This window comes from Pseudomonas sp. SK3(2021), assembly GCF_016772375.1.
GTDB classification, from domain to species: domain Bacteria; phylum Pseudomonadota; class Gammaproteobacteria; order Pseudomonadales; family Pseudomonadaceae; genus Aquipseudomonas; species Aquipseudomonas chlororaphis_I.
This window is the reverse complement of sequence record NZ_CP061943.1, coordinates 4,365,706-4,380,495: the sequence shown is the minus strand read 5'-3', so window position 1 is coordinate 4,380,495 and position 14,790 is coordinate 4,365,706. Positions and strand designations below refer to the sequence as shown.

Annotated in this window: 16 protein-coding genes; 11 read left to right on the top strand and 5 right to left on the bottom strand. The window is 65.1% G+C overall.

Going from position 1 to position 14,790, the window contains the following annotated elements; genetic code table 11:
- Positions 1 to 296: 296 nt before the first annotated feature.
- The 7 genes from IF690_RS19160 (at position 297) to IF690_RS19130 (ending at position 6,808) form a co-directional block, all read left to right on the top strand.
- On the top strand, positions 297 to 797 hold the full coding sequence (locus IF690_RS19160; RefSeq protein ID WP_502710148.1) for a Csu type fimbrial protein: 501 nt from the start codon (positions 297 to 299) through the stop codon (positions 795 to 797).
- 101 nt (positions 798 to 898) lie between these two features.
- Positions 899 to 1,438 (top strand): Csu type fimbrial protein, encoded by a 540-nt coding sequence (locus IF690_RS19155; RefSeq protein WP_202696943.1) that lies wholly within the window; start codon positions 899 to 901, stop codon positions 1,436 to 1,438.
- 20 nt (positions 1,439 to 1,458) lie between these two features.
- The gene (locus IF690_RS19150) at positions 1,459 to 1,992 is read left to right on the top strand and encodes a Csu type fimbrial protein (RefSeq protein ID WP_202696942.1); all 534 of its coding nucleotides are present in this window, start codon (positions 1,459 to 1,461) and stop codon (positions 1,990 to 1,992) included.
- A 4-nt stretch (positions 1,993 to 1,996) separates the two neighbouring features.
- Positions 1,997 to 2,497 carry a Csu type fimbrial protein gene (locus tag IF690_RS19145; protein WP_202696941.1) on the top strand — a complete coding sequence of 167 codons (501 nt, stop codon included), beginning with the start codon at positions 1,997 to 1,999 and terminating at the stop codon, positions 2,495 to 2,497.
- Between the two features lie 27 nt (positions 2,498 to 2,524).
- Positions 2,525 to 3,316, top strand: coding sequence for a fimbrial biogenesis chaperone (locus tag IF690_RS19140; RefSeq protein ID WP_202696940.1), 792 nt, complete (start codon positions 2,525 to 2,527; stop codon positions 3,314 to 3,316).
- A 115-nt stretch (positions 3,317 to 3,431) separates the two neighbouring features.
- Positions 3,432 to 5,819, top strand: coding sequence for a fimbria/pilus outer membrane usher protein (locus IF690_RS19135; protein ID WP_202696939.1), 2,388 nt, complete (start codon positions 3,432 to 3,434; stop codon positions 5,817 to 5,819).
- A 2-nt stretch (positions 5,820 to 5,821) separates the two neighbouring features.
- On the top strand, positions 5,822 to 6,808 hold the full coding sequence (locus tag IF690_RS19130) for a Csu type fimbrial protein (RefSeq protein WP_202696938.1): 987 nt from the start codon (positions 5,822 to 5,824) through the stop codon (positions 6,806 to 6,808).
- 214 nt (positions 6,809 to 7,022) lie between these two features.
- Here the strand turns inward: IF690_RS19130 and IF690_RS19125 are convergent, their stop codons facing one another.
- On the bottom strand, positions 7,023 to 7,778 hold the full coding sequence (locus IF690_RS19125) for an anti-sigma factor family protein (protein WP_202696937.1): 756 nt from the start codon (positions 7,776 to 7,778) through the stop codon (positions 7,023 to 7,025).
- A complete protein-coding gene (locus IF690_RS19120) occupies positions 7,775 to 8,281 on the bottom strand; it encodes an RNA polymerase sigma factor (protein WP_202696936.1) in 507 nt (168 codons plus the stop codon). The genes IF690_RS19125 and IF690_RS19120 overlap by 4 nt, the downstream gene beginning before the upstream one ends.
- A 177-nt stretch (positions 8,282 to 8,458) precedes the next feature.
- Between IF690_RS19120 and IF690_RS19115 the strand changes: the two genes are divergently transcribed.
- Both IF690_RS19115 and IF690_RS19110 read left to right on the top strand, forming a co-directional pair.
- A complete protein-coding gene (locus tag IF690_RS19115; RefSeq protein WP_202696935.1) occupies positions 8,459 to 9,544 on the top strand; it encodes a catalase family peroxidase in 1,086 nt (361 codons plus the stop codon).
- The gene (locus IF690_RS19110) at positions 9,541 to 10,080 is read left to right on the top strand and encodes a cytochrome b (protein WP_202696934.1); all 540 of its coding nucleotides are present in this window, start codon (positions 9,541 to 9,543) and stop codon (positions 10,078 to 10,080) included. Before IF690_RS19115 ends, IF690_RS19110 begins: the two co-directional genes overlap by 4 nt.
- A 91-nt stretch (positions 10,081 to 10,171) precedes the next feature.
- Here the strand turns inward: IF690_RS19110 and IF690_RS19105 are convergent, their stop codons facing one another.
- Complete coding sequence (locus IF690_RS19105; RefSeq protein WP_202696933.1) at positions 10,172 to 11,359, bottom strand: MFS transporter; 1,188 nt, start codon at positions 11,357 to 11,359, stop codon at positions 10,172 to 10,174.
- 97 nt (positions 11,360 to 11,456) lie between these two features.
- On the opposite strand from IF690_RS19105, the gene IF690_RS19100 reads away from it, so the two are divergent.
- Positions 11,457 to 11,903, top strand: a complete 447-nt coding sequence (locus tag IF690_RS19100; protein WP_102676977.1) for a winged helix-turn-helix transcriptional regulator — start codon at positions 11,457 to 11,459, stop codon at positions 11,901 to 11,903.
- A 39-nt stretch (positions 11,904 to 11,942) separates the two neighbouring features.
- Here IF690_RS19100 and IF690_RS19095 read toward each other — a convergent pair whose 3' ends face one another.
- Positions 11,943 to 13,094 carry a M14 family metallopeptidase gene (locus IF690_RS19095; protein WP_202696932.1) on the bottom strand — a complete coding sequence of 384 codons (1,152 nt, stop codon included), beginning with the start codon at positions 13,092 to 13,094 and terminating at the stop codon, positions 11,943 to 11,945.
- Between the two features lie 512 nt (positions 13,095 to 13,606).
- A complete protein-coding gene (locus IF690_RS19090; protein WP_202696931.1) occupies positions 13,607 to 13,948 on the bottom strand; it encodes a DUF6124 family protein in 342 nt (113 codons plus the stop codon).
- A 131-nt stretch (positions 13,949 to 14,079) separates the two neighbouring features.
- Here IF690_RS19090 and IF690_RS19085 point away from each other — a divergent pair, with 131 nt between their 5' ends.
- Entirely contained in the window at positions 14,080 to 14,745 is a 666-nt protein-coding gene (locus IF690_RS19085) for a LexA family protein (RefSeq protein ID WP_202696930.1), read from the top strand.
- The last annotated feature ends 45 nt before the right edge of the window (positions 14,746 to 14,790 follow it).

The following is a 14,790-nucleotide window of genomic DNA, read 5'->3' as shown; positions in this document are numbered from 1 at the left end:
CGATGGTTCCAGGCCCGCTCCCCCCTGGAACCGGCGCGGTAATTTAACCAATCCCCGGCCCGGCATCCAGCGCTGTCCGAAGGCGCCGGTCTGTTCTACGAAAGGCTCGGGTCGGTACAGCTTTTTGCCCGTGTCACTGTGTTCGATCACGGTGCACCGGGTGCTCAAGGGGCTGTTTTATTGGCGCGCGGCTTGCCCCCGGCGCTGGCGATTTCCCCGACGCTGGCTAACCTGAGCTGTACCTATCGTTCCTCAAAAGGATTGAGGCGTTGAATGGCAAGTTGGTTTTCGCAGTCATGAGCATGTTGCTCGGCGCGACGGCATGGGCCGTGGAGCTCCAGGTGGAGGTCCGGGTCAACGTGCAGCGTGGCTGCCTGCTGGTGGGGCAGCAGCGCGATGCCGGCATCGAGCAACTGGGCGTGCTGGATTTCGGCAGCAGCCCGCGCCTCGACAACCCCACCGGCCCCCTCAGCGCGGCGTTGCTCGACGCCCGCCTGCCCAGGCTCGAATGCAACCCGGACACCCCTTATCAATTGCGCGTCGACGGCGGACAACACGGAGGCGTCGGCGAAGTGCGCTACCTGGCCGGCAGTGCCGAACACAGCAAACCCATTCCCTATCGCCTGTACCAGGATCCGGCCCGGCGCATTCCGCTGCCGGTGAATGTGCCGGTGAGCGGCCGGGTGCCGGACTCGGGGTCGGTGGACCTGCCGTTGTACGGGCGGATCGAACCGCTGGCCGAGATCCCGCGGGTCAGTCGTTATTCCGACCTGCTGAAAGTGACGGTCACCTGGTAGTGATCGTGAAGGAGCCGTCCAGTGGATCCGGGCAGTACAGGGAGGTCGCTCGCCATGAGCGGTCAAGGGAGAGATCCTGATGGATCTGGGATGGATGCGCTATGACAAGTAGACGCTGGACGCTGGCGGCCCTGGGTTCCGTGCTACTGCTGGCTGACCACGCGCAAGCGGCGATCAGCGGGCAGATCCATGCGCGGCTGACCATCATCGCCGGCTGCGAAGTGACCAATGGCGCTACCAGCACGCCCGAAAACCCGCTCAGCGACTTCGGCCTGCTGGACTTCGGCCAGCACGGCCCGACCTGGGCCAATCCCCTGAATGCCAGCCTCAGCGGCGCTGGCAATGGCCGCCTGGGAGTCGCCTGCAACCCTTCGGTGACCGGTTTCACCGTGACCATCGACGGCGGCCGCAATGGCGACGGCAGCACCCGGCGCCTGAGCAATGGCCGCCAGACCATTGCCTATCGGCTGTTCCTCGATGCCTCCGGCAGCGACAGCTACAGCATCGGTCAACAACACAATTTCGCCGTTACCAGTGGAGCCCAGGTACCGATCCCGGTGTTTGGCTCGGTGGTCGCGAATAGCCGCGCGTTGCCGGCAGGGGTCTACACCGACACCCTGACGGTGACGCTGGATTGGTAAACCCACAGAGGACGAATGTCATGCACATGTTTGTATCCCGGCTCGCCCTGGCCCTGCTTGGCTTCGCGATCTTCTCCAGCGCCCAGGCCGCGACGGTCACCGGCCAGATCACGTCCAGCCTGATTCTCACCAGCAGTTGCCAGGTCAACGGGGCGGGCGGCAGCAGTGGCCTGAACTTCGGCACCCTGAACTTCGGCACCACCGACAGCCTGTTCACCCAGGCCACGGCCCAGGTGCTCGGTGGTGGCGGCGGGGCCTTGTCGATCCTCTGTTCCAGCGGCACCAGCCCGGTGGTGAAAGTCCGCGCGGGCGCCCACGACGGCCAGTCTGCCGGCGGCACCCGGGCCCTGGCCGATGGCAGCGGCAACTTCGTGCCTTACGACTTGTACAGCGACTCTGGCCACTCGCAGCTCCTGGCCATCGACGATGTCATCAACCTGGCCACAAGCACCGGCGTGGCGCAGACCGTCAACATCTACGGCAAGGCGCTTGGCAAGGCCGGCCTGCCGGCGGGGACCTACACCGACACCGTCGCCGTCGAACTGACCTTCTGACGCCATGGCCCGTCAAGCCTGCGCGGCATTGGTGCTGCTCGCTGCCAGCAGCCTGCCGCTACCCCTGGTGGCAGTGACCAGCCAGAGCTTCCAGGTCAGCGCCACGGTGGTCGCCGGCTGCCTGGTGGTGGGCGGGGGGAGCAACTACGGCAGCCTGGACTTCGGCAGCCAGTCGGCGTTGTCCACCAGCACGCTGCAGGTCGCCCTGGCGGGCAGCGTGCAGCTGCAATGCACGCCGGGGGTGACCCTGAACATGAGTGTCGACGGCGGCCAGTACAACAGCAGTGGACGGCACATGCAGCTCGATGGCGGCAGTGCACGGGTGGCTTATCAGCTGTTTCGCGACGCGGCGTTCAGCCAGAGCCTGGGCATTGGCCAGAGCGTGGCGGTGGCCTATAGCGACGCGAACGACATCAGCCTGCCGATCTACGGCCAGGTGCAATTACCGGGCAACCAGCCTGGGGGAACGTACAGCGATGTGCTGCAGGTGCAGCTGTCGTGGTGATAGAGCAAGACCATAAGGAGTGGCGGTATGTATTCGACTTCCCGGCGGTTGCAGGTCGTTGGTTGTGCCGTGCTGGCCATGGCGTTGCTGGGGGTGGCCCAGGCCAGGGCCGCCAGCTCGGTGCTGATCTGGCCGATCGACCCGGTACTGGAGGCCGACCAACAGGCCAGCGCCTTGTGGCTGGAGAACCGCGGCACGGAAACCGCCAACTTGCAGATCCGCGTCTTTGCCTGGAGTCAGAGTGGCTTCGAGGACCAGTACCAGAACCAGCGGGAGGTGATCGGCAGCCCGCCGGTGGCGAAGATCGCGCCCGGGCAGAAGCAACTGGTGCGCCTGACCCGGACCCGCGAAGTCCCGCCCGGCCAGGAGCTGGCCTACCGGATCATCATCGATGAAATCCCCTCGGTGCAGGCGCCGATTGCCGAAGGCGAGGGCAAGACGGCGGCGGCCATCCGTTTCCAGATGCGCTATTCGGTGCCGCTGTTCGCCTACGGGGTCGGGCTCTGGAGCAAGGAAGACACTACCCGCCAGCGTGATCCGAAAAGCGCCGGCGTGCCCGAGCTGAGCTGGCGCAAGGTGGCGGTGGACGGCCGCAATTACGTGGAGGTGCGCAACCAGGGCGCGGTGCATGCGCGCCTGACCGATGTGGCGTTCAAGCAGGCGGGGCAGACCCGGCCGCTGGTGGAAGGACTGCTGGGCTACGTGCTGCCGGGGGCGATCATGCGTTGGCCGCTGCCCGCTGCGCCGACCACGGACGCGGTGCTGCAGGTGCGGGTCAATGGCGCGCCACAGGTGCAGAGCGTTGCGCCGGCCCGCTAAAGCCGCTTGCCGCCGAGGACAGGTGGGGTTGCAGAGCTGCCGCTCGGGCTGACCGGTAGCGGGTGCCACGGCTGACCATGGAAGAAAGGTCTCCATCGATGGACGAAAAGCCACAATGAGCCTCGGCGCGGCTCGTCGTTTCTGGCGCCCGGGGTGGGCGGCGAGCGGGCTGTGTTGCTGGGTGTTCGCCTCCGCCAGCTTGAGTGGCGAACTGCCGCCGCCGCCCAGCGGCATGGAAGCGATCAGCGATGCCCAGCTGTTCCTGGAACTGGTGGTCAATCAGATGAATACCGGGCGAGTGATCGCCGTCGAGCAACGTGCCGGGCGCCTGTTCGTGCCCGCCCAGGCCCTGCGGGAAAGCGGCATGAAACTGCCCGAGGGGCTCGACGCGCAGGTCGCCCTCGACAGCCTGCAAGGGCTGCACAGCGACTACGACGACCAGGGCCAGCGCCTGTTGCTGGAGGTGCCGTCGGACTGGCTGCCGGAGCAACGGATCGGCAGCCGCCAGGCCTATCCACGAACCCCGGCGCTGAGCAGTTTCGGCGCCTTGCTCAATTACGATCTGTACCTCAACGACACCGACGATGCCGGCACCTACCTGGCCGCCTGGAACGAGGTGCGGCTGTTCGACAGCTGGGGCACCCTGTCCAACACCGGCCAGTACCGGCGGACCTTTTCCGGCCTCGGCGAGGGCACGCTGAACAACGGCTACCGGCGCTACGACACGACCTGGCGTTACTCCGATGACGAACGCCTGCTGACCTACGAGGCCGGCGACCTGGTCAGCGGCGCCTTGCCCTGGAGCAACGCGGTGCGCCTGGGCGGCGTGCAACTGTCCCGCGACTTTGCCGTACGCCCGGACCTGGTGACCTACCCCTTGCCGCAGTTCGCCGGGGAGGCGGCGGTGCCGTCCTCGGTGGACCTGTTTATCAACGGCTACAAGTCCAGCAGCGCCGACCTGCGGCCGGGGCCCTACACCCTGACCAATATCCCGTTCATCAACGGTGCCGGCGAAGCGGTGGTGGTGACCACCGATGCCCTGGGGCGACAGGTGTCCACCACCGTGCCGTTCTATGTCACCAGCAGCCTGCTGCAACAAGGCCTGAGCGATTTCTCGGTGGCCGCCGGGACCCTGCGCCGCGACTACACGCTAAAGGATTTCAGCTATGGCCCAGGCGTCACTTCCGGCAGCCTGCGCTACGGCCTGAGCGATAACCTGACCCTGGAAGGCCACGCCGAAGCGGCGGAATCCCTGACCCTCGGCGGCTTCGGCGGCAACCTGCGCCTGGGCAACTTCGGTGTGCTCAACAGCGCCATCAGCCAGAGCCGCTTCGACGGCCAGGGCGGGCAGCAGATCAGCCTCGGTTACCAGTACAGCAGCCAACGCTACAGCCTGTCCTACCAGCACATGCAGCGCCGCGACGGCTATGCCGACCTGACGGTGGTGGACAGTCCCTACGCCAGCCTCAGCCAGCGCAGCGAACAGCTGACCTTGAGCCTCAACCTCGAGCGCTACGGCAGCCTCGGCGCCGGCTATTTCGATGTGCGCGCCGCGGATGACTCGCGCACCCGCCTGCTCAACCTGACCTGGAGCAAGCCGCTGTGGCGCAGCAGCAGTTTCTACCTGTCGGCCAACCGCGAGATCGGCGACAGCAACTGGGCGGTCCAGGCCCAACTGGTGATTCCGTTCGACCTCCACGGCAGCCTCAGCCTGAGCAGCGAGCGCAGCAAGGACGGGCAGAACCGGCAGCGGGTCAACTACAGCCGGGCGGTGCCCAGCGAGGGCGGCTTCGGCTTCAATCTCGGATATGCCCAGGGCGATGCACCGGCCTACCGCCAGGCCGACCTGACCTGGCGTTTGCAGTCGGTGCAATTGCAGGCCGGGGTCTATGGTTCCAGCGAGGCGCAAACCCGCTGGGCCGATGCCAGCGGTTCGCTGGTGTGGATGGACCGCCAGGTGTTCGCCGCCAACCGCATCGACGATGCCTTCGTGGTGGTCAGCACCGACGGTTACCGGGGTATTCCAGTGCGCTACGAAAACCAGCTGGTGGGGCGCACCGATAAGAACGGCCATCTGCTGGTGCCCTGGAGCAGTGCCTATTACCGCGGCAAATACGAGATCGACCCGCTGAACCTGCCGGCCAACGTGCAGAGCCCGCTGGTCGAACAGCGGGTCGCGGTGCGTCGTGGCAGCGGTTACCTGGTGGAGTTCCCCTTGACCCGCATTCTCGCCGCCAGCGTGGTCCTGGTGGACGCCCGGCACCATGAGCTGCCCCTGGGTAGCCTGGTGACCCACGAGCAGAGCGGCGCCCAGACGGTGGTGGGCTGGGACGGCCTGGTGTACCTGGAAAACCTGAAGCCGAACAACAACCTGCGGGTCAGCCTCGCCGATGGCAGCAGCTGCCAGGTGAGCTTTGCCCTGGAGCCGGAGCAGGAACAGGTGCCGTTGATTGGGCCGCTGGTGTGTCAGTTAGGATCCATGAACGGAATCGGGAGTCAGTGAACATGGACAGGTTGCGTCGTTATTGGGGGCTGGGGTTGTTGCTGTTGGCGTTGTTGCCCGGGGCGGCCCAGGCCCTGTGCTCGGTGGTCAGTACCTCGCCGGCGAGTTTCGGCACCCTCAGTTCGATCCTGGTGCGCACCACCTCGCAACCTGCTTCCAGCACCAACGCCGGCCTGGCCTGCACCGGCTCGTTGGCGACCCTGCTGGCCAGTAACGACCATTTCTACGCCACCATCACCTCCTCGCAGAGCGGGCTGCTGGGCCCCACCGGCGATGTCATCGGCTATACGATCTACGCCAACAACAGCACCAGCTATCCCATCACCCGCGGCGTGCAGTTCGACTTCGCGCGCAACTCCATCGTCGACGCCCTGGGGCTGCTAGGCAGCCCGACCGTGGCCAAGGCCATTCCGGTCTACCTGGGCAGCATCACCGGCAGCAACGTCGCCGCCGGCATCTACACCGAGACCCTGAGCATTGCCTGGAGCTGGGACTACTGCGCGGGGATCGGTGTGCTGGGCGCATGCCTGGGGCGCGATATCGGCAGCGGTGTCGCCAGCCTGACGGTCAACCTGACGGTGGCCAACGACTGCGTGATCACCGCGCCCAACATCAGCTTCGGCAGCGCGCCGGTGATCAGCGCCTTCGCCACTGTCAGCGGGCAGACCATCAACCTCGCCTGTACCAAGGGCAGTGCCTACACCGTGGGCCTGGACGATGGCCAGCAGCCCGTCAGCGTCGGCGGGCGGCGGCGAATGGTCTCGGGGGGCAACTACCTGGCCTACGACATCTTCAAAAGCGCCGGCACCACCCGCTGGGGCAGCGTGGGCGCGGAGCGGCGGGCCAGTTCCGACGCCGAGGTGAACCCCGGCAACGGCCTGGGCACCGGCAGCCAGGTGTTCAACTACAACGCCCGGATCTACACCGACCAGGCTACGCCGCCGGCGGGGACTTATATCGATAATGTGGTGCTGGATGTGGGGTTTTAAGGGGGGAGTGACCCTATTGTGCTGGTCGCAGGTGTTTGTGGTCTGGTGCAGATCCTGCGGCTGCTTCGCCGCCTATCGCAGCCTTCGGCAGCGGCTACAGGAGAAGGTGATGGACCAGATGACGGGGTCGATGTAGCCGCTGCCGCAGGCTGCGATAGGTCCGAAGGACCTCTGGCGGTCTCAAGGCTGGCCCACCGGGTGCGGGCGCTGTGGCTCAGAACTTCTGGGTGTCCTGCAGCCGCTGTGCCACCGCCGAACCGCTGGGGCTGACCATGGCGTAGTTGTAGCCGCTGTCGGACCAGTAGTCGGCCTGCAGTTCGCCATCGCTGCGGCTGCCCCGGGGCAGCAGGTAGTTCTTCGGTCCCGGCGGGCGGATATAGAAACTGATCCTGTGCCCGCCCTGGTCCTCGTACAGCACCATCGCCGCCGGTCCTTGATCGGTGCTCAGCAGGCGCCCGCTGACCGCCTGGAACCCGGCCTCGCGCAGGTCCGGCAGGCGCTCGGCCTGGGTGAAGTAGCGGTCGAGCCAGGCCTGCAGGGCGCCGTTGCCCCGGACCTCGAGGTCGGCCGGGAGGACGCCTTGCTGGGCGAACAGGCGATAGGCCTGCAGGGCGTCGGTCATTGGCAGCGGCAGAGCACCGGCCAGGGTCATTTCCCGCGCCTGCCAGCCACTCAGGCCGCCGACGCCGAGGGCGATCAACAGCAGCGCGGCGCTGGCCAAGTGGCGGCGCGACTGACGCTTGAGGCGCTGGCGAATCAGCGCCGGGTCCAGGGCGGGGTTGGCCGGTTGTTGCAAGGCGCCGCCGAGGGCCGCGCGCAGCTGCTGGGCGTCCTGTTGCCAGGCCTGGACCTGGGCGGCGAGCTGCGGGTGGCTGCTCAGGTAGCTTTCCAGCAGGCGCCGGTCGCTCTCGCTGAGCTGATGGTCGACGTAGGCGTGCAGGTCGCGTTCGCTGGGGGGCAGGCTGATCATTTGAGTATCCGCAAAGAAGGGCTGCTGATTTCGCCGTCGCTGAGCTGGCGCAGGGCCTGGCGCGCCCGGGACAGGCGGGACATCACGGTGCCGGTGGGCACGGCGAGGATAGTGGCGACTTCCTTGTAGCTCAGGCCTTCCACCGAGACCCAGAGCAGCAGCGCGCGTTGCTCGGCGGGCAGGCGGTCGAAGGCTTCCAGGGTCGATTGCGCGACCACGCTGCGTTCCACCGAAGGCTGGGCGTCGTCGTGTCCGCTGAAGAGTTCCAGCATGCGCGCATAACGCCGTGAGCGGCGGTGCGCGTCGAGAAACTGGCGGTAGAGAATGGCGAACAGCCAGGCCCGCAGATCGCCCTCGGGGCGTTTTTCGCTCCAGCTCGACAGCGCCCGTTCCAGGCACGCCTGCACCAGGTCGTCGGCGCTGCTGGGCTGACGGCTCAGGGACAGGGCGAAGCGCCGCAACCGGGGGATGATTTCACGCAGCTGTTCGTCGATATCGTTCATGGGTTCCTGCAGGTTGTTGGCCAGTCGCTACGCTTGCAACAGCACACTTCAGCCAGACGCCTGGCCGTGCAGGTTATTCCAGTGCCCGGAAAATAAATATCGGCGGCGGGAATAAAGCCTGCCGGGGTACGTCTGACCTGTCCTTTCCACCTGTGGCCCGAGGCCCTGGAGATATTCATGGTAGATCGTCCATCACCCCCTGATCGTCCGCCCTTGAGCGCGGCCAGCCTGAGCTTGCGTCTGGCCGGGATCGCCCTGGTGGTCGCGGCCCTGGCCGGCGCCATGGCTTATGTAAACGGCACTTTCGATCCGCAGCGCCTGACCCCCAAGGCCCTGGTGGATGTGCTGGAGAAAAACAACGGCGTGCATCCGGGCTTTCGCCGCAACCACGCCAAGGGCGTATGCGTGGCCGGTTATTTCGAGAGCAGCGGCGAGGCCCGCAGCTATTCCAGCGCCCAGGTGTTCAACGAAGCGCGGACCCCGGTGGTCGGGCGTTTCGCCTTGCCGGCCGGCAACCCCTATGCGCCTGACGGCAGCGTACCGATCCGCAGCCTGGCGCTGCGTTTCACCCAGGCCAACGGCCAGCAATGGCGCACCGGGATGAACAGCATGCCGGTGTTCCCGGTGGGCACTCCCGAGGCGTTTTACCAGTTGCAGCAGGCCAGTGCGCCAGACCCGGCGACCGGCAAGCCGAACCCGGCCAGCGTGCCGGCGTTTTTCGCCGCCCACCCGGAAGCCATGCCGTTCCTGCAATGGATCAAAAGCGCCAAGCCCTCGGCCAGCTATGCCACCGAAACCTACAACGGCATCAACGCGTTTTACCTGGTGAGCGCCAGCGGGCAACGCCAGGCGGTGCGCTGGGGCGTGGTGCCGCTGACCCAGGACCCGCCCGGAGCGGTAGTGCCTGAGGGTAACGACTTCCTCGAAAAAGACCTGGTGCAGCGCCTGGCCGCGGGGCCGTTGCGCTGGCGCTTGAACATCACCCTGGCCAACCCGGGCGACCCGACCGACGACGCCAGCAAGGCCTGGCCCAGCGAGCGCAAGGTGCTGAATGCCGGGACCCTGGTGCTGGAGCGCAGCCAGCCGCAGAACGAAGGCGAATGCCGCGACATCAACTACGACCCGCTGGTGCTGCCGAGCGGCATTGCCGCCTCCGACGACCCGCTGCTGGCGGCCCGTTCGGCGGCCTACGCCAGTTCCTATCTGCGCCGCACCAGTGAAGTCGATCAATTGTCCCGCGCTGCCCAGGAGTCCCGCCCATGAGCGCCCAACCGAACCACTTCGCGCCACTGGCGCGCCTGCTGCACTGGCTGATGGCGCTGATGATCATCGCCATGCTGTTTATTGGCGTCGGCATGGTGGCCTCGGTGTCCGAGCGCCATCAGTGGCTGATCCACCTGCACAAGCCGCTGGGCATTGCCATTCTGCTGCTGGTGATCGTGCGTCTGGTCGTGCGCTTTTCCACCCGGCAACCGCCCTTGCCGGCGGACCTGCCGGGCTGGCAGGCGTTGGCGGCCAAGGCCTCCCATGTGCTGCTGTACGCGCTGATGCTGATCCTGCCGCTGCTGGGCTGGGCGATGATTTCGGCGGCCGGCGACCCGGTGATGCTTGGCAGTTCGCTGCAGCTGCCGTCGATCCTGCCGGCCAATGCCCAGCTGTTCGCCTTGCTGCGCAAGGCCCACGGCTTTCTCGCCTACCTGCTGTTCCTGACGGTGCTGCTGCATCTGGCGGCGGCGCTGTTCCATGGCTGGGTGCGCCGCGACGGAGTGCTGGAAAGCATGCTGCGCGGCAAGGATTGAGCCGCATCCAATGCGAGCAGCCGGGCCTTGACCGGCTGCTCTTGCGGGAGCGAGCTTGCTCGCGATGCGCCCGTCCAGACACCACGACTCATCAGGATTGTGCGCTCCACCACCAATACACCAGCGCCACGGCATTGATCGCCGCACCCAGCAGGCACACCCCGGTCCAGCCGGCCCAGGCGTACATGGCGGTGGCGCCGATCGAGCCGCTGGCGCTGCCGATCGAATAGAACAGCATGTAGCCCGCCGCCAGGCGGCTCTGGGCCTCGGGGCGGGTGCTGTAGATCAGGCTCTGGCTGGTGACATGCACCGCCTGCAAACCCAGGTCGAAGACGATCACTCCCAGCAGCAGGGCCCAGAGCGACGACTGGGTGTAGGCGATCGGCAACCAGGAGGCCAGCATCAGGCTCAGGGCCAGGCCGCTGGTCCATTGGCCCAGGCCTCGGTCGGCCAAGCGTCCGGCGCGCGAAGCACCCAGGGCTCCGGCCGCCCCGGCGAGGCCGAACAGGCCGATCTCAGTGTGCGACAGCGACAGCGGCGGGGCGCTCAGGGGCAGCACCAGCGGGGTCCACAGCACGGTGCCGGCGCCGAAGATCAGCATCGCCAGCACCGCTCGATCGCGCAGGCGCTTTTCTTCGCGGAACAGATCGAACAGCGAGCGGATCAATTGACTGTAACCGCGCATTGCCGCCGGCTGCTCGACCTTGGGCAGCACCCGCCACAACAGCAGCGCCATCAGCAGGGTCAGCCCGGCCGACAGCAGGTACACCGAACGCCAGCCGGCCAGGTCGGCCATGGTTCCCGACACCGTGCGCGCCAGCAGGATCCCGAGCACGATGCCGCTGGTCACGCTGCCCACCACCTGGCCACGTTCGCCCGGCGCGGCCAGGTTGGCGGCATAGGCCACCAGCACCTGGGTCACCACCGCGAGCAGCCCGGTCAGGGCCATGCCCAGTAACAGCCAGGTGCTGTCCGCGGCCAATGCCACCATCAACAGGGCCGCGACCGACAAGCTCGTCTGGCCGACGATCAGGCGTCGGCGGTTCAACAGGTCGCCCAGTGGCACCAGGAACAGCAGGCCGAGGCCGTAGCCGACCTGGGTCAGGGTGATGACCAGGCCGATGGTCGCCGGCGGCATGTCCAGGCTGTGGGCCATGGCATCGAGCAGGGGTTGGGCGTAATAGACATTGCCCACCGCCAGCCCGCAGGCAATGGCGAAGAGCAGCACCACCGACGCCGGGAGGGTGGCGGATGGCAGAGGGGCGATTGCGGCTGTCATGCTCGGCTCCGTGAGTTCTGGTTGCGTTATGAAACCAGTTGTACGGTAGAGAGACGGGTTTTATATTGCAACCACTTTCCTGTCGCGAGCCTGCATCATGGTCAAACGTACAAGCCTGGAGGGCGCCGAATGCCCGGTGGCCCGTTCGCTGGACGCTATCGGCGACTGGTGGTCGCTGCTGATCATTCGTGATGCCTTCGACGGTATCCGCCGCTTCAGCGAGTTCCAGCGCAACCTGGGGATGGCCAAGAACATCCTCGCCGCCCGCCTGCGGACCCTGGTGGCCCACGGCATCTTCGAAGTGCTGCCGGCGTCGGATGGCAGTGCCTATCAGGAGTACGTGCTGACGCCGAAGGGCAACGGCCTGTTCAACCTGATCATTGGTCTGCGGCAGTGGGGCGAGGCGTATTTCTATGAGGCGGGGGAAGCGCATTCGCTGATGGTCGACCGCGAGCAGGGGCTGCCGCTGCGACCGCTGGAGTTGCGCTCGGCGGATGGGCGCTTGCTCGGGCCCGAGGATTGCCGGCGGGTGCCGGTGCAATAGGCGCTGGCCGCGGTTCGAGCCGCGGCCAGCGCAACCGGATCAGCGCAGGATGCCGACCATGTCGGCCACGGTGCTGAGGACGTCCTTGCCCAACTGCATCGAACGTTTGCCCGACCAGCCGGTGAGCGGGTTGGGGTTGTCGTCGTGGTCCTTGAACGGCATTTCCAGGGTCAGCGACAGGCAATCGAACTTCTCGCCGACGCTGTTGCAGGCCAGGGTCATGTTGGCTTCGCCGGGCTTGTCCCTGGTGTAGCCGTGGGTGGTCTGGAAGTCCCGGGTCTGGTGTTTCAGGTGGCTGCGGAAATGCTCCTCGAGCTTGGCCAGGCGTGGCGTGTAGCCCGGGTTGCCTTCGCAACCGGCAGTGAACACATGGGGGATTTCTTCGTCGCCGTGCACGTCGAGGAACAGGTCGACCCCGTACTGCTCCATCTGCTGCTGGACGAACAGCACTTCCGGGCTGAGTTCCTGGCTGGCGCTCTGCCAGGCGCGGTTCAGGTCCTGGCCCATGGCGTTGGTGCGCAAGTGGCCATGGAAGGCGCCGTCGGGGTTCATGTTCGGCACCAGGTACAGATCGGCGCTGGCCAGCAACCTGTTCAGCTCGGCATCGTCACGGTGCTGCAGGCGCTCGATCACACCCTCCATGAACCATTCGGCCATGTGCTCGCCAGGGTGCTGCTGGGCGATGATCCAGACCTTGCGCCGGCCTTCGCCGCCGCTGCCTTTGCGCAGCAGCTGGATATCGCGACCCTCGACGCTTTTGCCGGTGGCCAGCAGTTCGGCGCCGGCCTTGCTCAACGCCTGCTCGATCAACCAGTCATGCCGGCCACGGCTGTAGGGTTCGAAATAGGCGAACCAGGCGTGAGTCTGGGTGGCCTCCAGGCAGAAGCGCAGGGTATCGCCTTCAAAAATCGTCGGGATGCGGAACCAGTTGACGTGGTCGTAGGACGCCACCGCCTGATAACCGGTCCAGGCCTTGTTATACGAGGATTTGCTGGCGTTGCTCAGGCGGAACCAGTGTTCCTGGCCGACATGCAGGCCGCTGGCCTTGAAGTGAAACCACTGGAAATGCGCGCTGCGAGTGTCGGGCTTGATAGCCAGCAGGACTTGGGAAGGGTTGCTGGCATCCAGTACTTCGATATTGCCGCTGTCGAAGTTGGCAGAGATTTGAAACGAGCTTTGGGCCACGGTCATGGTCGATTCCTGAACAGGATTTTTTATGGCCGTTACTTTAGCAAGGCAGGGAAATACCGGGGGTAATTTCCGCGGGGGAGGGGGGGCGTCGTCCTTGACGCGAAAGCAGCTTAGAAGCTATGCGATTGATTCTCAAGCGCTGTTTTTGCATTTGCGAGCCGTTGCGGCGGGCGTCGGCTTGCAATGAGGCATTCTTTTGCTATCATCGCCGCCAATTTAGCGGTACCCAGTCTTCATTAGCCTGAAGCCAAGCCAGAAAAACTGGCAGAAAAAAAAGACCCGGCAAAAAGCCGGGTCAAAAACCGTGATTAGCCTGATGAGGAGATAATCCAGGAGTCCGACCTAAGGTCTCTTGGGTTATCGACTGATCTCGCGACCAGTTGCTTGCAATAATAATCATTATCATTTGCAAGTCAAATGTTTTTCCCCGCCTTTTAGAAAAAAATGTCCTGTCCCTGTTGCCAGCCCTGTTCATCGGCCGGATCAGCCGTGGGCGAATTCTGTCGTGCCGCTCATTCCTGGTGCTGGCTGTCCAGCGAGCGATCCACCAGCGCCTTGGCCATGTCGATCATGTGCACCACGGAAAACGCCAGGTCCCGTCGGGTTCCCCGCAGATGGTCGGCGGCCTCGTAGGCACTGGCCGCGGCGCAACGCAGCAGGTCGGAAGCGTGGATCATCGCTTCCTCGCTGCTGATGCTGTGTCTGACCTCGAAGAACTTCTTGTCGATCGCTGCTTCTGCAATAGCCGGTTTCAAGTAGTAGTCCATGGCCCGGCGGGCGGCCTCGCTGTCCTTGAGGGCGTTGAAGCCGACATCGGTTTCCAGTTCCGGTGCATCTTTGCTGGTTGTGCTCATGAGGGGTTCCATCCTTTGACGTGGAATAAGAGGGGCTGAGGAATGGTAATACTTAATGTATTTGTGACTTGGTTTAAAATACTACAACTTGTGTGTTGAGGGCCGGAATACACAACGTATTGTTCCGGTCCATGGACAAATGGATCGAGTTGGTTAAATCCAACATGAAGGACCGCAAGGTCACCCAAGAAAAGCTCGCGGAGCGCCTGGGCATGTCCCAAGGCGGCATCGGCCACTGGCTGAGCAAACGCCGCCAGCCGAAGATCGAAGACATGAACCGGGTGCTGGAAGAAATCGGCCTGGGTTTTCTCGAAGTCGCGCTGGTGATCCGCGAAAAACCACAGGTGGATGACGAGGGCCAGTTGCTGCTGGAAGGGCCGTCACTGGTGCAGAAGTACAACCCGTACTTCCGCTACCCGGTCAGCGACTGGCGGGGCGTTGGCGAGGTGCGCGAGGCCGGTGGCGCGGGCTACGCCGGCGAGCGTTACGAGCTCTCCGACTACCAGGCCGAGGGCTCGGCTTTCTGGCTGGTCGTGGTGGGCGACGCGATGATTGCCCCCAGCGGCCTGAGCATCGCCCAGGACATGCTGATCCTGGTGGATCCGGCGGTGGAGGCGGTTCCCGGCAAGCTGGTGATCGTGCAATGCCCGGGCAGTACCGAAGCGATTTTCCGCAAGCTGGTGGAAGAGGGTGGGCAACGTTATCTGGTGCCGCTGAATCCGACGTATCCGAAGACGCTTTACAGCGATGAGTGTCGGATTATTGGTGTGGTAGTGCAGGCTACCGCTAAATTCTGACGTAAAAATACGATCGTTCCCGCAAGGCTGCGGGAACGATCTTCT